This window comes from Candidatus Thiodiazotropha sp. CDECU1 (genome assembly GCF_963455295.1).
Taxonomy (GTDB): Bacteria; Pseudomonadota; Gammaproteobacteria; order Chromatiales; family Chromatiaceae; genus Thiodiazotropha.
Genome location: NZ_OY734020.1, coordinates 3,203,340 through 3,223,690 on the forward strand (window position 1 = coordinate 3,203,340; position 20,351 = coordinate 3,223,690).

Sequence of the window (20,351 nt, forward strand, 5' to 3'; positions counted from 1 at the left end):
CCCTAAAGTAGTTGTAATAATACCCCGACTCCCGATCATGATACTGCCCAGGTAATTTTGCGCTCTACAGTCAACGGTTACGTACCTGAATAAACATCCTTTTCTTTCGTGAAATACTTAATCAAAACAAAAACAACAATTGAACAAGCATAAGCAATAAAGGGGCCAGGCACTCTAGAAATTGCGTCATGATCTTTTATTAGCATATATGCTAAGGGAAGTGTAAGTAGTGCATATACGACGATAAACTTTACTGTATTTTGTAGAATTATTCGTACCTTAGCGATTGAGCATAATATACAAATAAGCCCAAACAAAAAATAAAAGCCACCAATTATCCGTGATTCCAGGGGTGCATTTCCATCAGGACCGCCAATGATGAACATTATGCCTAGTAGCACTACGACCATTCCTGATAGCACACCACCTATTCTGAATAAAGTAACTAATACAGTTATCACAATATCTTTTGGATCATTCACTTGATTCATATTTATTTACTTGACACACGGACAGTTCTTATCCCATTCTTCTACCCAATATTTTGTTTCTTTTTCTGCATTTTGCCATGCCCGTCCATTACGGTCAGGCCATTGGCCACCAAAGGCATGTCCCAATGTCCATGGCCATCTATATCCTGCGTCATAATGAGAGTATGTATCTTGTAATTGATGCATATATCGTTCGAACATATCTTTATCACAATTATCTATTGCTTCACCCAGATCTTTTATCAAACTTTTGTCTCTTGGTCTGAAATGAGAAGAAGGGTCAAATGTGGGATTATCCCAAGTCGGTAGTGGCTGAGTCCTAGGATCATGATCTTCTCGTGTATAGTCAAATCTATTACTATCAGTGAAGTCACTATGCCCCCAATGTCCTTGTGAATTATGTTCTGGTCCATATGTTCTGCCATCACCAAAAAGACCAAAACGATCTGTCCATATCATTGGGTTCTGATAGACATAAGCATAGGTATTAAAGCCACCTTTAAGGCCTATCGGATCAGATTGAAGATATCTTCCAGTGGCAGGGTCATAGTCTCTGAAGTAATTGTAATAGCTCCCGGATTCCTCGTCGTAATACTGCCCAGGATAACGCAGGTTCAAGGTATATGCTTCCCCATCGCCATCCACATCCGTCAACTCTTCCACTTCACCAAACGGCTGGTAATGGGCCTGCCAGACCACCTCTCCCGCCTCATCACTCACCGCAACCGGCGCACCACGGTGCTCAAAATGGATATATGCCAATTGCGGGTCATCCGTCTGATCCAGTGCCCCTGGTCCAGCGCCTTCACTACTGAAATACCAGGTCTTCAAGATCCAGAGGTCCAATCCATTGATGGCTTGGTCGTTGTTGAAGTCCATCATCGGGTTATATTGTCTGCCATTATCCCGACCGCCAACCAATCTCGTATTGTGGGTCTGCAGATAAAGCGTCAGATCAGCATTGTCGACTATGCCGTCGTTATTCAGATCTGTATCGCAACGGTTGCCGTAGCCGTCTCCATCACTGTCTATTTGGGCAGGGTTTTCCAGGACACTGCAGTTATCTTCATCATCGGGTATGCCATCATTATCCCAATCACCTGCCGATCCCATGAATCCTCCCTTGGTGATTGCGATGGGCTGCTGATCCAGATAGAGATACTCGGTCACCTGACCGTTACGAATCTCGCTCACCAGGCGTCCATACCAATCATAGACATAGCGAGTCTGCGGACCGGTGCCCAGGATCTTTTCACGCCGCTGACCCAATGTATCATACTGGTAACGCCCCAGACTGGCCCCGCTGGTCTTGACCTCGCTCAGACGGCCGTTACTGGCATAGGTAAAGGTTTTGTGGCCCTGGGATATCCGATTGCCCGCTTCATCATGACCGATGTTACCGTTGTTGATACCGGTCAGTCGGTTGCTGTCAGTGGCATAGAGGTAGGTCGTGGTGGCCGAATCCTGTTGCAAGAGCGTTCGGTTTTGAACCGGGTCGTAGTCATACCCTTCGGTTCCATAGCGCCCGCTTGCCTGGGTCAACCGGTGCAATAGGTCATAGTCGAAGCTCTGGTTTTCCTGGGTAATATCATCAAGAATCACGGTAATGTCGTTGACACGGTTGTAGTCATAACTGAATCCCGACTGGATCAGGAGACCGTTTCGGGTTTCCATGCCGGTAATTCGACCGTCCAGGTCGTAATCAATAGTGAAAGTGAGTCCGTTGCCATAACTAAGCCCGGCAAGGGGTCCATAAGGCTGGTAGAGCACATCACTGACCACGGTTTGCTCTGGGGTACTTCCATCCACCTGGGTGGTGATGGCTGCAATGCGGCCCTGCTCGTCTCGGGTGTAGGTAAGGATACGACCACTGGGATAGGTTTGTTGAATCAGGTTGTTGGCCAGATCATAGCGATACTCTAGGGTCAACACTTCCCCGTTACGGGTATGGCTGTGGGTCGCTATGTTGCCACGTTCGTCATAGGCCAGGCGTGTGACACCACTGGGGTCATTGATGGCCGTTAAACGACCCAGGCCGTTGCTCCCCTCGTCATAGGTAAAGCTGACGTTTTGCTCGGGGTCGGTGGGATAACGGATACCGGTTACCCGGTTCAGCAGATCGTAATCATAGATGATCTCCACACCGCGTGCGTCCACCTGGCGGGAGCGGTTACCCGCCTCGTCGTAATAGTAAGTTGTTGTACCACTATCCGGGCTGGTTTGCTGGATCAGGTTATCGAAGCCGTCATAAACGTAACCTGTGGTATTGGCCCGTTGATCGGTAACGGCACTGACGTTGCCCTGGGCATCGTACTCGAACTGAATAAGATGTTGCAGGGGATTGGTCAAGGTAGTGAGGCGCTTGAGACCGTCGTGGTTTAATAGAGTCTCCGCCGTGGTGACGTCGCCCTGTTCGGTTTGGCTGATGCGATTGCCCGCGGGATCATATTGATAATCAGTCTGCTGCGTGTCTGCTCCCAACAGGCGGATAACACGGCCCAGTTCATCGTACACCCGTCGCTTGGTCTGGGTAATCGTTCCATCACCGGAATGGACGATCTGTTCGGTCCATTTACCATCCAAGAGACTGGGTGTGTACTCAATGCGTTCGCCCTGGTTGTTGACAATCGCTATGAGATGATGAGCAGTGTTATATTCAAATGACAGGTAACTGTCGTCCGGTAGTGTGACCCGGCTTATCAGACGGTTTGGATGGTAGGTAAAGTGGGTTATTGCAGCGCCTTGCTGGGTGAGAACACGAGCTTCAGTCAGCAGGCCCAGGGCATTATAGCTCATCTCCGTGATCAACCCATTGGCATCGGTTACCCGACCGGGACGACCCTGTGCAGTATGAGCGCTGTGTTGAATCACATGTCCCAAGGGATTGGCAAGTCTTGTGAGGTTCCCCAGGGCATCGAAATTGTAGCTTGTAGAATCACTTACCCCCAGCAGTGGCCCGTCTATGCTCAGGGACTCGATTTGGCGTTCATCGACATCGTGAAATGTATAGCTGTAGGTCCAGGCACGGGTGTTGCCATTTGTGCTGTAGGGTTCTGTATGTTGACTGGTATCCGTTTCAATACGGCTGGTCAGACGGTCGTTCTGATAACTGTAGTTTGTCGTTTTACCGGGTTCACGTCGTTCACTCGGTAGATTGAGGGCTGGCGCAGGTAGCCAGTCGATTTCGACAACTCGCGTCTCGGGAACTGGTTCAAGGTTGTCATCCACCATGACCAAAGCTTCGGTACGGCGAATAAGTTGTCCTCTGCTGTCATAGTCGAGATCGGTGTAGTAATCGTTTTCGTCTTTTATCAGGTCCTTATTGCCATTCGCATCATAAAAATAGCTACTGTTCGATGCGGCACAACTAGCTGTAGCTTCGCCATCCACTTCCAGAAGTTGACGCATGGTGCTCGCACCGCTGCCGCTTGTGCCGAAACGATAGACAGTCTCTTTGCCAAGCGCATTACGTGTACGCACGCTTTCGCCGTATCGCAATACCTCGAAACGCTCAACCCCATTGCCATGCTCGCTGAGTATGGTACGACCCTCACCATCATAGGCATAGGTTGCGAAACGCTGTCCGCTTTCATCGAGAATGCCTGTCAAATGGTGGGGATGTCTGGAATCCTCGTAAAGATAGGTTTTGGTAGCCGTATCACTGGCACTTTCAGAGGCAGCACCTGGATAGGTAACGCTAACCAGATTACCCGTCGTATCATAGCCATAGTTAAAGGCCCGTCCATCCGGTGCAGTAACCTGCTCTACCCGGCCATGCGTGTCATAAAGAAACTGTAGTTGCTGGCCATTGGTGTGGGTGATTGTATCCAGCCGACCATCACTATCATAAGCATAGACGTGCTGCAATCCACCACGCCACTTCTTCCACAACAGCCGGGAGGTATAACGCTGGTCATCAATAAATGCTTGCTGGTCGAAATCGTAGACTTCGTGGATGCCGTCGGGAAGTCTCAACACCCAGATATGACTATCCTGATAATTATATAGGGTCAGAGATGCCTTGGTATCCGGCTTTATCGGCTGTGTTGTACCTCCACCCCCACTGATCCATGTAAACTTCAAGTAGTCGCCATTTGGCCGTACTACTGTGTAGGTATCTCCCTCGTTAGCGTTTGTGACACTGACTATTCGAGCGGAATCTGTTCCTAGCCACCCTTCACCCCAGCTACCGTCTGGCATGGTCCAACCAGAGCTGTAGTTACGCTTTAATGTCAGTGGAAATTCACCTGTGCCTTGGTAGTCAGTCTCAAACTGGAGTTTTGCCCCACTGGACAATTTAACCGGATTACCATCACAAACATCCTCTTCCGCATCAGCACAGTATCTACGACACCAATTCTGTTGATGCAGAAAATTACAGGAGAGCATATTGTTTGGCGGAACCCAATGCAATTGGGTTGGACAGGTCGTTATGCAGGTCAGATAGGAATCCGTTGGACTCACTGTTACTTCATCATAGGTGCATTCGTAGGCATAAAGCGGCAGGTTAAGGAAACCAAGGGTAAAAAGGCTGAAAGCCACCAACTCCTTAATGTTCCAATAATAACGATTCGATGTCTTGTGAGTATCCCTATCCATACAATTTTCCCTATCACTAATAAAAGTGTTTTACGTATACATGTCTGATGTAGCCAATTGAAATCCGCTTGATGAGTATGAAGTCATGCTTGGTTACACAGTGAATTTTTTTAGGAACGAGTAATGCCTGATCCCGATAAGCGAAACATCCACACCAAACCAAACACAAACAACAAGGCTGCCGGCGGTAACGGCACAGCTGCGATTGAAACTTGGCTATCACTAGCGTCAGGCACAATAGTGTCAAAGGGGCTATAAAACTCAGAACTATTGAGAATTGAAAGGACCGAGTGGCCTGGTGACAGCGCTTCAAATACGACCGTCCCTATTGTAACATCACCACTAACTGGCGGATTCAATAATGTATCAAACTGGATATCGGACCATATAGCAGGCGATTGAGCATAACCGGAATCGGCAAGATCCCAATATGGATTAATAGTAACTGAGTGTACTTGAAGACCGGCATCCATCCCTAGATCGATTAATCCACTATTAAGTTCTATAAATTCACTACCGATAATATCGATTGATAACAGATCGCCGACATTTACTGTAGAGCTGTCAGGGTATAGTGAGACCGTGGCAGCCTGGGAAGACCCCCAGGATAATAGTACCAGTAAGACTGCAATACGAATGTTTATCATATGATTCCCCTTGTATGTATCCATACACCACATTAACTGTTCCAAAATATATACAATTCAAAAATGCCCATACCTGTTTATCAGTAGCACTACCCCATGAAACAGATAGACATTGACTCCAAATAAAATTATTTACAATCGTAAGCGCACTACAACACCTATGTATAAAAATCCTACATTAAGTGAAATAGTTTGATTAGTGGACGGAGTACCCGCTAAGGCACTTGGCTATATTTCTTAGATAATAACCATTGATAGGAATATTAGAAGACATATTTAAATCATCCCTGAATTAACTTAAACCGTTTACTGACAATTGCAAACACTCCACTAAATCCTTTTCAGCTTAGTGCTCCCTGAAACAACCCTTTTTAGAACCTTGCTGGAATGCATAACCTAACTACACATGCGCACGCCATTCAACAGATAACAATATTTTATTTCACTATTGGCCGCCGCACTAAGAAATGCCGCATACACAAATGCGCGCTATTCCACCATTCATATATTATGAAAATCTTCGGCCCATTTACCCATCTGTCACCACTCATGCTGCAATATCCATCTATAATCAGGTGATCAAAACAACCATGTCGTTACACTGAGTAAAAAATTATTCTGGATCTTTATCATGTCCTTATTACCTTTTTTGACACCCCATCCTTGGGTGGTTAGAGACTAACGATAATTACTCAGGCAATGGAACAGGTAATCGATGACTAGTAGTTCATTTCAGAAAATAACTACATGAGAGTGTGGCGTGAATCACACCTTTAACACTGTAATATAAATAGCGGGTCTTTAAAGACATCACTCAGGTATGGATGAGATCACGACCCGGTAAGCGGCAAGGTAAAACTAAAACAAGCCCCACCCCCCTCACCATTGGCCACACTTATCTCCCCCCCCTGCAGCGCAACCATGCGCTGAGCAATGGCCAAGCCTAGTCCGGCATGGCCGCCCTCTTTGCCTGCCTGGCGGTTTTTGTAGAAGGGTTCGAAGATGTGGGGTAGATCTTCTTCATCGATGCCTTTGCCGCTGTCGGTGACGCTGACCACCGCCTCCTGGTCTTGCCGGGTGATCGCCAGTTTGATGGTGCCGCCCTGCTCCACGTGATCCAGGGCGTTGCCGATGAGGTTGTCCAGGACCCGTTCGGTGAGGGCGTAGTCGGCGTTGACGAAGGGTGGGGATTCAGGGATCTGCCAGGCCAGGGCGACCCCTGCCTGCTGGGCGCGGAGTTGGAATTTCTGAATCACATCCTGCACCAGCTCCGCCAGGGGCATGGGTTCGCAGACCGGTTGGGTCTCCCGGGCATCCAGGCTGGCCAGTTCGAACAGGTCTTCCACCATGCGTTTCAGGCGTTCGCTCTGGTTGAGGGCGATGGCCAGGTATTCGTCCCGGCGGGCCTCGTCCAGGTCCTCGGCCTTCATGTTGACCGTTTCCAGGTAACCGTGCAGCGCGGCGAGTGGGGTGCGCAGGTCGTGGGAGACCTGGGCCACCAGCTCTCTGCGCAGGCGATCCTGCTGCTTGAGTTGGCCCCATTGATCGATGATGCGGTTCGCCATTTCGTCGAAAGCCTCGCCCAGGCGGTCCACCTCATCGCCACCGGGTCCCGTGTAGGCCTTGGCGAACTGCTCGTGCTCGGTGAAGTTGCTTTGCTGGAAGGAGGACATGACCTGGGAGAGGCGTTGCACGCGCCGGGTCAGCCAATGGAACAGCAGCAGGCCGGTGAGGAGTCCGAATCCCAGGCTCACCGCCACGGCGCTGGCGCTGTAGCGCAGGGCATAGCTCTCCTGCACCGCCTGTTCCGCATTGTCATACTCCTCCCCTCTCAATACTACATAGAGGTAGCCCGCCGGCATGTCACCGGCGGGTACTGGTGTCACCGAGAAGGCCTTGCGTCGTTCATGGGAGCGGGGATCATCCCCCAGCAGAGGAAAGCCCTCCCCGTCCATGAAGGCCTGAATGGGTTGCAGATCGACCCGTTTACGTTTCACCTTTCCCGGATCGGCGGAGAAGGCGAGGATCTTTCCCTCTTCGTCCAGCAGGTAGATCTCTATACTGGGATTGATGTCCATGTAGACGCTGAAGGTCTTTTTCAGCGCCTTGTCATCCATCTCGCCGTCGATGACCAGCAGCCGGTCCGCAACGATTCTGCTGGCAAGATCGCGATTGAAGTGCTGGGTGATCTCCTGCAGATAGCTCTCGGTCATTGCCGAGGTGATCAAGGTGTAGAGCAGCCCGGTCACCATGAACAGACCGATAAGGGCAAGCGAGAGACGGGCGTAGAGTGTATGCAACATATGACTGATCTATCGTTGAGTCATGAGTGGCGGCGCGGCGGATTCATTCCTGATCCTCGCTGAACTTGTAGCCCACACCCCATACCGTGAGTACATAGCGGGGGGCGGCGGGATCCTCCTCGATCTTGGCCCGCAAGCGGTTGATGTGGGAGTTCACGGTATGTTCGTAGCCGTCATGGTTATATCCCCAGACCTTATCCAGCAGTTGAATACGACTGAAGACACGCCCGGGCTGGCGGGCGAAAAAGAGCAGCAGGTCGAACTCCCTGGCCGTCAGGTCAGCCAACTTGCCATCGACCTTCACGATCCGTTTGGCCACATCGATACTCAGACCGCCCCGCTCGATCACCTCTTCACCACCACTCTCGCCACCACTGTTCTGCAACGCCTCCATACGCCGAAACAGGGCCTTTATCCGCGCCAGGAGTTCCGGCACGCTGAAGGGCTTTGTGAGATAGTCGTCCGCCCCCATCTCGAGCCCCACCACCCGGTCGAGTTCGGTGGATTTTGCGGTCAGCATGAGAATCGCCACATAGTCACCCGCGCTACGCATCTTACGACACAGGGTCAGACCGTCCGTGTCGGGTAGCATCAGATCGAGGACCACCAGCTGGTAGCCGCCCTTGTTGAACAGACCCATCGCCGCGGCGCCATTGCCGGCGATGTCGGCTTCACAACCGATATCGTTCAGGTGAGTCTGTACCAGATGAGCGATATCGGGCTCGTCTTCAACGATAAGTACTTTGCGCTGCATAGAATCAATTTTCCCGTGTGTTGATGCTGATTCCATCATACACCGATGGAGAAAGGTTCACGGAAATCTCACAAATGGATCACGGACGAAGAATTTGAATTAAAATCCCACATCCGGACGCTCATCCGTCAGCCAGTAGAAGTGGAATGGTGGCACAACCAGTTGGTCCTTGAACAGCCGGGGCGACTCCCCTGAATAGATATCCTTAAGATTGCCATACTCGAACATGCCCCGGTTGCCCAATGCGGAGAGTTCCATGTATTGGGGTGAATCATCGAAGTTGCACACCACCAGTACCGACCCCAGGGGCATAAACGGGTCGGTGCGCCAAAACACGAACAGGTGGGGGTTCTCCACATCCACCAGCTCCCGGTTGTTGAAGTCGGCAAATGCCGGGATACCCTTGCGTGCGGCGATCATCTTCTTCAGGGCGCTGAATATCCGCTGCTCCGGGGTGCCGTGCTGATGCCGACGCTCCGCCCTCTCCCAATCTATTTTCGGTCTTTGCAACCAGCGATTGTCGCCGGCCTTGTTCTCGTCCTCCAGGTAACTGCGGTCATTGAGGGTGCCGATCTCATCGCCATAGTAGATCAGGGGTATGCCGCCAAAGGAGCAGATCATACTGTGCACCAGCAGAATCATCTTTATCGAGCGCTCGATTGCCTCATCGTCATTGCTGTCGATGGCGCTCTCCAGCCCCACCAGGGAGGCCAGTGAGCCGGATATGCGCGCATCCCCGGTCTTGTGATTGACCCCGAACGGCTGACCCCTGGCCGGGGAATCGGCATATTGACCGGTGAAATAGTCCACCAGGAACTGGCGATGGGCAGCGGGCTGATAGCCGGCGCGCACGATATCGGCATCGTCGAAACCCAGCCCGATATCGTCATGACAGCGTAGGTAGTTGAGCCAGGTGGCGCGATCCAGCTTGGTGGGCAGGCTCTGAATACCCTGTCGGAGCAGCTGCGTGTTCTTGGTGGCGACCGCATCCCACAACAGCGCCATGAAGGTGGCGTTATAGGCGATCTCGCACTCCTTGGCGATCACCGCATCCTCACCGAAATATTTTGTGATCTCCACCGGCGCCACGATCGCCTCGGCGATGAACAGCACGCCCGGCGCGGTCACCTGGCAACAATCCTTCATCAATTGCAGGATCAGGTGCGCCTCGCGCTCGTTCTGAGAGGTGGTGCCGATCTTTTTCCATAAGAATGCCACCGCATCCAGGCGCAGGATATCCGCCCCCTGGTTGGCCCAGAACAGATTGTTATCGAGCATCTCGATAAACACCGCGGGATTGCTGTAGTTGAGATCCCACTGGTAGTGGTTGAAGACGGTCATCACCCACTTCTGCATGGTCTCATCCCAGGTGAAATTGCCGGGAGAGGTTTCAGGGAAGATCTCCGGCATGTTCTCCTCGAACATATCCGGCACATCCCGGTTGTCGAAGATATAGAAATAGTCCTGGTAGCGCTTTTCACCGGCGCGCGCCCGCTGCACCCATTCATGTTCATCCGAGGTATGGTTCAGCACCATGTCCAGTATCAGCAGCATGCCCCGTTTACGCGCGGATGCAGAGAGGATATTGATGGCGTCCAGGTTGCCGACCCGGGGGTCGATGTTGCGAAAGTCACTCACCGCATAGCCGCCGTCACTGGCCCCCTCGGGGCAGACCATGACCGGCATGACATGCACCATATTGATGCCCAACTCCTGCAGATAGGGCAGCTTGCTCTCCACACCCAGCAGATCATCGGCAAAACCATCCGCATACAGCGCCATGCCGACCCACTCCTGACTGAGGAACCAGTTGTGGTCTTTCTCCCTTTCGCTGTCGAGCTGCTTGAGTGCGATATGCCGCTGGATGTAACGGGTCGCCATCACCTCCACCAGGTGGATCATCTGCTCCTTGAAGTCCTCCCGCTTGCCGTAGAGATAGTGAAACAGCTGGTGGATGACATAGAAATTGGCGCCGAGACGGGTATAGAAATGGCGCAGATCCCGCTCCCGGATCTCGGGCTTGATCTCGTCGAGAATCTGATTCAGCAGGGAGTGGGAGACCTGTTCATACATGATTGCGAACCTGGAAAATGGACTACATACCGTATCGGCTGCCAGTTGTAGGAGTTTACACGCTTAAGCGAGAGAAGATAGATATGGGTTGAGGAGAGATTATAGTTCGGTAACCTCGAGCTGAATACAAGAAGCAGGCCTATGCAGTACTGGGGTAATCCGCCTTGACGACACAATTGCGACCCTTTTGCTTCGCTTTGTACAGGGCCGCATCGATGCGGTTAAGGAGTTCCTCAATTGATTCTCCAGCTGTATATTGAGCAACATCGAAACTGTCTGTTACCACCGGCAGATTCGACTCCCTTGACTGCTCTGGCAATACCCATATTTTCTCTGCAATAAGTCCCGTCGTGACTAGATAAAGCCAAGATAAGAGCGCTTTTGTGGACGTCGCCATATGTTTAATTAATTTGTCATTAACTTCCTGTTACAGACAGTGCTGATTGCTTGATAATCGATAGCTTCGATTACCACTTCTTCATGTCATCACACACTAGCAAGAAAACAGTTTTTGACAGACAGAGCCGAATGGCACGAGAACCAAGATTTATGATTACTCATCTAGCTGCAATCAATATAAACAAATATAAACCATCAACCTCTTATCAAAAGAGACATCAGTGTAGATCATGTTATGTGTCAAGGTCATTAGATAATATGAAGAGCCGGTAAGTATCATTTCTGATTTCGGGGCATGCAGACATTAAACCTTCCACATATGACTTGACAGCAAAGTATTACAATTCAGTATCGACTGGATAGGCTACTGACTGAGCCATTCATCCATATTGCGTCGTTCACCAATATTAAAAGCACCAACCGGTTGGCTGTCGATCGATGCAAAAAACAGACGCTTTCCCTTGTTACCAGCACTTTTTATTATTTTTGTTTTAACCTCTTTGGCTGCAAATTTTCTTTGAAACTGCTCTGCATACTCCATCACATTCGGTATATTTCGATAAGTGCCTGTAAAATCTACGTAACCCGCGATCCAAAAGACCATCTTTTCACTTGGAGAGTAATACAAATTATCCATTTAGTATCTCCTCGTAATTGATACCTCACATCTTAATCCGTATGCACTGATTATATCTTGAATACAGTTCACACCGCGACATGAGCTGAGACTGAGACTCACCCCTGCCACGCATCAATATGACACTGTAATTTTCACAAGACTGTAATCTAACTGAGGGATCAGGCAAGCTGCCAGGCGTCGATATAGCTTTGATAAAAGGCGGGATCATCGACGACGGCCCCACGCTGTCCCACGATGGCCGAAGCGAAGCCCTGGGCACGTTCCAGGGTCAGTTGTAAAGGCCAATCGAGTTCCAGGCCCAGGATCAGCACGGAGGTCAGGGCGTCCCCCGCTCCGACCGTGTCGACCAGGTTCAGATTGACCTCGGGTTCAATCCGAGCGGAGCGGCCATCGGCGGTCACCGCCAGCACCCCTCGCGCCCCAAGGGTCACCACCAATCCCTCAAGCTTGTACTGACGCCTGAAGCTGGTTGCTGTGGTCAACAGATCATCGCTCTCACCATGGAGCTGTAGCAGTTCGTCCTCATTAAGCTTGACCCAGTCGGCCTCGGCCACCCAGTTCAACACAGACTCCCGCTGCCACCAGGGGTCACGCAGATTGACATCCATGAAGATGCGTTGGGGGTGGTTTGCCTTCAACCTGTGCAGCGCCTCCCTGGCAACCGGATTTCGCAAACCCAGACTGCCATGATAGAGAGTGGTCGCCTGAACCTCCCCTAAACTGGCCGCATCGATGAAGTCATAGGCCACATCGGCCACAATCTCATAACTGGGCTCCCCCGCTTCAAGGGTAATCGCTACCCGTCCCGTGAGGTGCTGCTCATCCCGTTGCAGGTATTCAGTCTGCATCCCCCACTGGTCCATGGACCGCAGAATGACATCACCCTCGTCATCCCTGCCGATACGGCTTATAAACAACGGCGAACGGCCAAATGCCTGAAGATGCCAGGCGACATTGAACGGTGCGCCACCCAAAACCTGTTCTCCCTCGGGAAAGCAGTCGAAGAGCACTTCACCAAAGACCGCAATGGCGTGTCTGTTCATGACCCTGCCGACTCACACGGCCAACAGCCGGGCGATCAACTGCGGATGGTAGTGAGCGGCCCCTTCGATAATGCCGGCGCTGTAGTTCCCGTTCATGGCCATGAATCCCCCCTTGGCCATGTAGAGGCTGCCACCATTGCCATTCGCGTCCACCGACTGCTGCGCCTGCTGTCTGACTTCGGCCTGGGCATTCGCTACCAGTACCGCGGGAATCGGGCTGACCAGCACCTCCATGTCGTTCCCGCTGTCTCCGGAAAAGACCGTTTCATTCAGCCCATAGCCCAGGGACTCCCTGAGAAAATCGATGGCGTGGTACTTGGTCGCCCGCTCAGGCAGCACATCGAGCAAGCCCATGTTGGCTGTCTCATCGATACTCCAGACCAGGCTCGCGGCCACCGTCTCCCGTTGCAGGCGCAACCCCATCTCTTCGAGTATCGGCTGCTGGTCCTGGTCAGGTGAGAGGTAGTAACTCAATTTGAAGCGGTTCTGTTTTTCATCCTCCTGCAGACGAAGGCCTGGGATATCGGAAAACAGCTGTTTCAGATCCTGGTGCGACCTGCCGTTCCAGTCTTGACTGATGTGTTGATGCCAATTCGCTTGATGACGCCAATCATCCACGGACTCCACATGGTAGAGAGAGGTGCCCACATCACCGATGACATAGTCCGGCTGCGGCAATGTATAATCGGCGATTGCGTCTCTCACCAGCGACTGATCCCTGCCACTGACATAGGCAAGCAGCACCTCATCGCTGTCACACAGCTGTTTGAATCTTACCCTGGCCTGCTCCGACTCGGGTTGCGGGCCATTGGGAATAAGGGTTCGATCTAGATCTGTGCAGACTAATAACCTTTCACTCATTGCTCTTCTTGCTCTTCTTGCTCTTCCGGAACGTTACAGCGTTGAAAAAAATCGTAATGATCGATGGCTTCCAGGATGCCCAAGGCGTGGGAGCTATTGGCCAGGTAGATGCGTTCGTGGTCGACCATGTGGGACAGCTCTTCATGATGACGGTTGGCCACCACCACCGCCAGGGTGTTGCCCCGCATCATGTCCTCATCGGCGCCTGAACCACCCGCCACCAGAATGTTTTCCAGCGGAATATCCAGGCGCTGGGCCACGTAGCGCAGCGCCTGCCCCTTGGAGGCGCGTGAAGGCAGGATATCCAGGAACTGGCCGAAGGCGTGAATCACATTACAGGTCAGCTCCTCCTTGTGCAGCAGGGTGTTGATCTCATCCACCGAGGGCGCCTTGTTGGGATCGTAGTGATAGGCAATCTTGAAGTAGCTCTGCTCCCGCTTCGACTGCGCCTTGATCCCCGGCAGGTTCGCCATCACCCGGCGCACACTCTTCGGTTGCCACAGATGATCGATATGCTCTATCCAGAAGTCATCGATGGAGAGGCCCTGGGTATAGTGAATCTTGGTACCCAGGCTGGTGATCAATACATCGGGGATGGGTATGGAAAACTTCTTCATCACCGTCAGGGCATCGTCCAGGCGCCGGCCGGTGGCGATGCCGAATGTGGCGCATTTTCTGTTTTGCCGTACAACCTCGATAAACTTTTTCAAGCCGGAGGGATTGCCGAGGAGATTTTGATCGAGATCGGTAAAGATGGCGCGATCCCGATAACGATGCTTGACATGTTTTGGCGGCTTGGTGGGCAATCGATCGTACCCGGCCGGGAGCGGTTCGATCCTGGAAAAATATTTCTGGGCATGGGCCTTCCAGGAGTAGTGTTTGCGCACCCCGTTCAAACCGTTGCGGGAAAACTTCTGCCAGAGCGTATTGTCGTGCAATATCTTCAACAGGCTGCTGCGAATGGCCTTCTTGTCCAAAGGGTCCACCAGCAATCCGTTGTTACAGTTACCGATGATATCCACCGGCCCACCATTCTCCGTCGCAATCAACGGCAGACCGCTGGCCGCCGCCTCGAGCAGGGTCAGGCCAAAGGGTTCGGTCAATGCCGGGTTGACAAAAACCCCTTTTGACAACGCGGCCAGGCGGTAGATGTCCGACACCTCTTTGGCCAGGTGGCGCTTCGGAATCGCCACATGACCGTACAGGTCGTAGAGGTCGATCATCATCAACAGTTCGGTCATCACCGATTGCGGGCCACTCTCCATATCCCGGATATCGTCGCGATTGCCTGCCACGATCACCAGATTGGCCGCATTCTGCAGTTGGCTGGATTCGCCATAGACCTCCAGCAGGGTGAGGATGTTCTTGCGTTCATCCGGGCGTGACAATGCAAGGATGATCGGTTTATCCGGCTGCTGTAGAAAGCGGCCCAGGCTCTTGGCAAAGGGAATCTCATTGGCGGTCGTTTCAGGCGGGTAAAACTGGGTCAGATCCGTACCCGGCGGAATGACCGCCATATTATCCGGCTGATAGTAGTTGTAGAGACTGTACTGCTCATCTATCTCATTATGGGTGCTGGTGATTACCAGGTCCGCATTCGCCAACAACTCCTCTTCCGCCTCGATGCGCCGATCCATGTTGTAGCGCTGATCGATCTCACGCCCCGACAGTCCCTTAGCCAGCAGTTGATGGCGTTTGTCACGCCCCAGGGAGTGGCCGGTATGCACCAGGGGGACACCCAGCAGGTGAGAAAGCCGGACCCCCACATAGCCTGCGTCGGCATAGTGGCTGTGGACGATGTCCGGCATACGCGGTTGATCGTTGAGCCAGTTGAGCAGGTTATCCATGAAGCTGTCGAGATGATCCCACAGGGTCTCTTTCATCAGATAGCCATCGGGACCCGCATCGACGCGTACGATTCTCGCCTTGGAAGAGATGGGTTCGATCAGCTCGGCATAGTCGTCGCTGATGTCCGGATCCACCACCCGTCGTGTCACCAGGTCTACCTGGGTGACCGCGTCCAACTCCGCCAGTGCCTTGGCCAGATCGACCACGTACTTGGTTTGTCCCCCGGTGTCGGCATCGCGTCCAAGCTCCAGGTCGTGTCCTCGAATAAGACCGTGCACGCTTATTAAGCAGATATACATAGCGTATTGCAGGTATGGGTAACCTGCAGATCCATCCTTCAGGTTCTTGGTTGTCGTTTAGCCCGACATACAACCAATAGCTGTCTGGGGTTTGCCGGGCGGCTGTTGTTTTTTAATTTTGTGACGAATATGTTAACAAAGTTAAGAAGATATTGCTGAGCAGGATTATGTTCTATTGAATATCCAATAATTCGGCCGCTGTCTGCCGGCAGCTGGTCAATATCCTTTCAGCAAGCCGCTCGTCGTCCACCACACGACTCAGGGCCACACCGCCAACCATTAAGGCAGTCAGGGCGAGGACTTCCTCATTCTGCTGATTTGACGGATTATCCCGGTAACGTTCGATCAGGCTATTCATACGCCGATATATGCGCGTGTAGGTCTGACGAACTTGCGGCTCCCTGTTGGCGATATCGGTGACAAGAAATGCCAATGGGCATGGCGTCTCTTCCCCCGCCAGATGATCCAGACTCAAATAGCCCTCAAGCATGGTCATGAGCCACTCAGACCCCCTTTGCCCGCTATTTTTGTGTGACGCCAAGCGGCCATGTGCCGCTGCATAGAGCATCGCCTTATCATAGAGTTCGCTCTTACTGCTGAAATGGGCATAAAAGGCACCACGGGTCATACCCGCATCGCGCATGACATCATTGATACCCGTTTGCTCATAACCCTTGTGCAGAAAGCTTTTGGCCGCGCTCTCGAGTATCCGCAGTCGACTCTCTTCTTTATGTTGTGGTGAGTAAGGCATGGTTAGGCAGTTTAACCTCGTTGTTAAATATGATCTTGATCATATTTTAATGCCCGCTACTATCCTGGAACAGACCTATAGCCCTCAAGATAACCGGATTGGCGAAACGACACACCCTGCTGTCAAGGATAGTGCACATGAATCAGCATCACATACTCTACCCCATGATAATCCTGGTACTGTTCACTGGCCTGGTTGGCATCGCAATGCTTGTCGCACGCTACAGGGCGGTACGCGAAGGTTCATTGCGAATCTCCTATTTCAAATACAATCGCGGTGGTAAACAACCTGAATATCTGCTCAAAATCAACCAGCATTTCGATAATCTGCTAGAGACCCCATTGCTGTTCTATCTCTCTCTCATCCTTATTCTGCAGCAAAATCGGACTGACGTGGCATATATAGCTATAGCCTGGGCATATATCGCCAGTCGCTTCCTCCATGCATGGATACATATGGGTACGAACAATATCCTGCATCGTAAAAATGCCTTCATTCTCAGCTATGTACTGATCTTTACTATCTGGATACGGTTGTTCTTACAGCTCCTGATGGATTCTCAGTAACTGCCATATTACGCTTGAGTTTGGCGGCCGCAGTACAGTGACGAGCTATTGTTGCGCCTCGTTAGACAGATAAAATGTAGGCTTTATTTGTATTCCGGGTTTAACTATAAAGAGATTCTAAGCCCACCCAATATGGCTTTTTCGAAGTTGCATAGGTCATAGGATGGAGAAAAGCCACTCCCGGGAGATGAGATGTTAGAGCAAAAGCAATACCCGGCCAAACCCGAGAAGGTCTATTTCTTCGCCACCTGCCTGATGGATCTGTTCTACCCCGAAGCCGGGCTTGCCGGCATGCAGCTGATGCGCAGGGAGGGTGTGGAAGTGATCTTTCCCCAGGACCAGACCTGCTGCGGACAACCGGCCTGGAACAGCGGCTATCGCAGCGAGGCGAAAGCGGTGGCGCTGCAACAGCTGGCATGCTTCAGTGAAGACCATCCCATCGTGGTAGCCTCCGGCTCCTGCGCCGGGATGCTGCGTTACCACTATCCCGGGATGTTCGAGAAGAGCGAGGAAAAGAGCCGGGTCGAGGCCTTCGCTGCACGGGTCTACGAACTTACCGAGTTTTTACTGCACGTCCTCAAGATCGACTTGAAGGATCTGGGTTCACCGGTCAAAGTCGCCCTCCACACCTCCTGCTCGGCACGCCGCGAAATGGGTGTCGCGGAAGAACATGAGGTCCTCCTGCAGCAGCTGTCGAACGTGGAGCTCGTGGAGCAGGCACGCAAAGCGGAGTGCTGCGGCTTCGGTGGCACCTTTGCGGTCAAGCAACCGGCCATCTCCGCCGAGATGGTGAATGACAAGGCGAATGCCATAACCGCCACCGGGGCGGATGTTTTGGTCAGCGGAGATTGTGGCTGCCTGATGAATATCGGCGGTCATCTGGAACACCGGCAGGAATCGATCGAGAGCCAGCATATCGCCAGCTTCATCTGGGAACGCACCGATGCAACAGAGCGCTGATTTTCATATCCGGGTCGAACAGGCCCTGGCCAATGCACAGCTCAAAGCGAGCTTGCGTTCCGCCATGGATGGATTGATGGCCAGTCGCAAGGCCTGTTTCCCCGACGCCGACGCCCTGGAGAAACTGCGCCTGCGAGGTGCCCAGATCCGTGCCAACTCCCTGTCAAAACTGCCGCAACTGTTGGAGCAGCTGGAACAGCGCTGCACCAGCAACGGCATCCATGTGCACTGGGCCGAGAGTGTGGATGCGGCGAATGAGATCGTCCTTGGCATCATGCGGGCCCATGAGGCCGAACTGCTGATCAAGGGTAAATCCATGGTCTCGGAAGAGATGGCGCTGAACCAGTATCTGGAATCCCACGGCATCGAGTGCCTGGAGTCGGACCTGGGTGAGTACATCCTGCAGCTTGCCGGCGAGCCCCCCTCACACATCGTTGCGCCGGCCATCCACAAGACCCGCCAGGATATCGCCCAGCTGTTCAATGAAAAGTTTCCCGACATCCCCTATAGCGATGACGTGGACACCCTGACCCGTAACGCCCGGGGCATTCTGCGCAAGAAATTCTATGCCGCCAGGGTGGGCCTCTCCGGGGTCAACTTTGCGGTTGCCGAAAGCGGCACCCTCTGTCTGGTGGAGAACGAGGGCAACGGGCGCATGTGCACCACCGTGCCGCCGGTGCATATCGCAGTCACCGGTATCGAAAAGGTGGTGGAGAAAATGGCCCACATCCCTCCCCTGCTGAAACTGCTCACCCGCAGCGCCACCGGGCAGCATATCACCACCTACTTCAACATGATCAACTCCCCGCGTAAGCCGGGAGAGAAGGATGGGCCCAAAGAGGTCCATCTGATCCTGCTCGACAATGGCCGCTCGCGTATCTATGAAGACAGCGAGTTGGTCAACACCCTGCGTTGCATCCGCTGTGGTGCCTGCATGAACCACTGCCCCATCTATACCCGCATCGGCGGCCATGCCTACGGCACCACCATACCCGGACCCATCGGCTCGATTCTCGAACCGCAGAAGGCGGGAGCGGATGATCTGGGGGAACTGCCTGTCGCCTCCACCCTCTGTGGCGCCTGTGCCGAGGTCTGCCCGGTGCGGATTCCGATACCCAAACTCCTGAATCGGCTGCGATACGAGCGCAATCGGGCAGACCGGGACGGCACCACCCATGGACAGGGCAGCGGCCGCAAGTTCATGGAAGCCACGATTTGGCAAGGGTGGAGCTGGCTGCATCGCAATCCGCGTCTGTATCGCCTGGCAACCACCTTTGCCACCCGTATACGCAAGATACTGCCCATGGGTTTGGGCCCCTGGACCCAGGTGCGCGAGGCGCCACGTATCGCCCCCAAGACCCTGCATGAGCGAGCGCGGGAGGAGGGATTCAATGACCACTAGCGCCAAACAGGCCATTCTGCAACGTTTGCGCATGAAACAGCCAAGCTTTGACACCCCGAGTCAACCCGTAGACATAGACAATCCGACCTGGCCGATGGCAGCACGCATCGCCCAATTCAAATCGATGCTCGAATCAGTGCGTGCCGAGGTCCATGTGGTCGACCCAGAGAACTGGACCGACAGCTTGAAAAGCTTGCTCGCGGATAAACAGATCAACAACCTGCTATACGCAAAACAGGGGCCGCTGGCGCAAGGGATCGAGGCTGCCTGGGGAGATACCCTTCTCCCCGAACTTGTTTGTGACGAGAGGCCGGTGGATGAGTGGAAAGAAGAGATCTTCTTTCACACCGATGCGGCAGTCACATCAGCCAGGGCCGCCATAGCAGAGACCGGAAGCCTGATCCTATGGCCTGACGAATTCGAACCCCGCACCTGGTCCCTGGTACCGCCGGTACATTTCGTTGTGGTGGATAGCGAAAAGCTTTACAACAACTTTGCCGAGGCGGTCGAGGCCGAAGAGTGGGCGCAACAGATGCCGACCAATGCACTGCTCATATCAGGACCTTCCAAGTCGGCGGACATTCAGCAGACCCTGGCATATGGAGTGCACGGGCCCACTGAATTGATCGTGTTATTGCAATCGACCATTCAGCCAAACTGACAGGAATCGTTTCTTTGAAAGCCTGGTAATTGTGACCTACAGTTACCACAGTAG

Annotated in this window: 16 protein-coding genes; 4 read left to right on the plus strand and 12 right to left on the minus strand. The window is 52.7% G+C overall.

Annotated features, from left to right (window positions below; translation table 11 throughout):
• Positions 1-77: 77 nt before the first annotated feature.
• The 12 genes from R2K28_RS14530 to R2K28_RS14580 all read right to left on the minus strand — a co-directional run bounded on the left by R2K28_RS14530 (position 78) and on the right by R2K28_RS14580 (position 16,708).
• Positions 78-491, minus strand: a complete 414-nt coding sequence (locus R2K28_RS14530) for a hypothetical protein (RefSeq protein ID WP_316365461.1) — start codon at positions 489-491, stop codon at positions 78-80.
• Positions 492-497: 6 nt separating this feature from the next.
• Positions 498-5,090 (minus strand): RHS repeat-associated core domain-containing protein, encoded by a 4,593-nt coding sequence (locus R2K28_RS14535; RefSeq protein ID WP_316365462.1) that lies wholly within the window; start codon positions 5,088-5,090, stop codon positions 498-500.
• A 110-nt stretch (positions 5,091-5,200) separates the two neighbouring features.
• On the minus strand, positions 5,201-5,737 hold the full coding sequence (locus tag R2K28_RS14540) for a hypothetical protein (protein ID WP_316365465.1): 537 nt from the start codon (positions 5,735-5,737) through the stop codon (positions 5,201-5,203).
• A gap of 830 nt (positions 5,738-6,567) precedes the next feature.
• Entirely contained in the window at positions 6,568-8,040 is a 1,473-nt protein-coding gene (locus tag R2K28_RS14545; RefSeq protein ID WP_316365467.1) for a sensor histidine kinase, read from the minus strand.
• 43 nt (positions 8,041-8,083) lie between these two features.
• Complete coding sequence (locus R2K28_RS14550; RefSeq protein WP_116445847.1) at positions 8,084-8,794, minus strand: response regulator transcription factor; 711 nt, start codon at positions 8,792-8,794, stop codon at positions 8,084-8,086.
• 99 nt (positions 8,795-8,893) lie between these two features.
• Positions 8,894-10,867: an alpha-amylase family glycosyl hydrolase gene (locus R2K28_RS14555; protein WP_316365470.1), complete on the minus strand. Its 1,974-nt coding sequence runs from the start codon at positions 10,865-10,867 to the stop codon at positions 8,894-8,896.
• Between the two features lie 139 nt (positions 10,868-11,006).
• On the minus strand, positions 11,007-11,264 hold the full coding sequence (locus R2K28_RS20360; protein ID WP_335342910.1) for a diguanylate cyclase domain-containing protein: 258 nt from the start codon (positions 11,262-11,264) through the stop codon (positions 11,007-11,009).
• Between the two features lie 366 nt (positions 11,265-11,630).
• Positions 11,631-11,903, minus strand: coding sequence for a hypothetical protein (locus R2K28_RS14560; protein ID WP_316365473.1), 273 nt, complete (start codon positions 11,901-11,903; stop codon positions 11,631-11,633).
• Between the two features lie 161 nt (positions 11,904-12,064).
• Positions 12,065-12,949 carry a carbohydrate kinase family protein gene (locus R2K28_RS14565; RefSeq protein WP_316365474.1) on the minus strand — a complete coding sequence of 295 codons (885 nt, stop codon included), beginning with the start codon at positions 12,947-12,949 and terminating at the stop codon, positions 12,065-12,067.
• Positions 12,950-12,961: 12 nt separating this feature from the next.
• Positions 12,962-13,810: an HAD-IIB family hydrolase gene (locus R2K28_RS14570; RefSeq protein ID WP_316365475.1), complete on the minus strand. Its 849-nt coding sequence runs from the start codon at positions 13,808-13,810 to the stop codon at positions 12,962-12,964.
• Positions 13,807-15,957, minus strand: coding sequence for an HAD-IIB family hydrolase (locus R2K28_RS14575; RefSeq protein WP_316365477.1), 2,151 nt, complete (start codon positions 15,955-15,957; stop codon positions 13,807-13,809). Before R2K28_RS14575 ends, R2K28_RS14570 begins: the two co-directional genes overlap by 4 nt.
• A gap of 172 nt (positions 15,958-16,129) precedes the next feature.
• Positions 16,130-16,708, minus strand: a complete 579-nt coding sequence (locus R2K28_RS14580; RefSeq protein WP_316365478.1) for a TetR/AcrR family transcriptional regulator — start codon at positions 16,706-16,708, stop codon at positions 16,130-16,132.
• A gap of 137 nt (positions 16,709-16,845) precedes the next feature.
• Between R2K28_RS14580 and R2K28_RS14585 the strand changes: the two genes are divergently transcribed.
• The 4 genes from R2K28_RS14585 to R2K28_RS14600 all read left to right on the plus strand — a co-directional run bounded on the left by R2K28_RS14585 (position 16,846) and on the right by R2K28_RS14600 (position 20,297).
• A complete protein-coding gene (locus R2K28_RS14585; protein WP_316365480.1) occupies positions 16,846-17,274 on the plus strand; it encodes an MAPEG family protein in 429 nt (142 codons plus the stop codon).
• Between the two features lie 192 nt (positions 17,275-17,466).
• Positions 17,467-18,234, plus strand: coding sequence for a (Fe-S)-binding protein (locus R2K28_RS14590; RefSeq protein WP_316365482.1), 768 nt, complete (start codon positions 17,467-17,469; stop codon positions 18,232-18,234).
• On the plus strand, positions 18,218-19,636 hold the full coding sequence (locus R2K28_RS14595) for a LutB/LldF family L-lactate oxidation iron-sulfur protein (protein WP_316365484.1): 1,419 nt from the start codon (positions 18,218-18,220) through the stop codon (positions 19,634-19,636). The genes R2K28_RS14590 and R2K28_RS14595 overlap by 17 nt, the downstream gene beginning before the upstream one ends.
• Entirely contained in the window at positions 19,626-20,297 is a 672-nt protein-coding gene (locus R2K28_RS14600; protein ID WP_316365485.1) for a LutC/YkgG family protein, read from the plus strand. Before R2K28_RS14595 ends, R2K28_RS14600 begins: the two co-directional genes overlap by 11 nt.
• Positions 20,298-20,351: the final 54 nt, after the last annotated feature.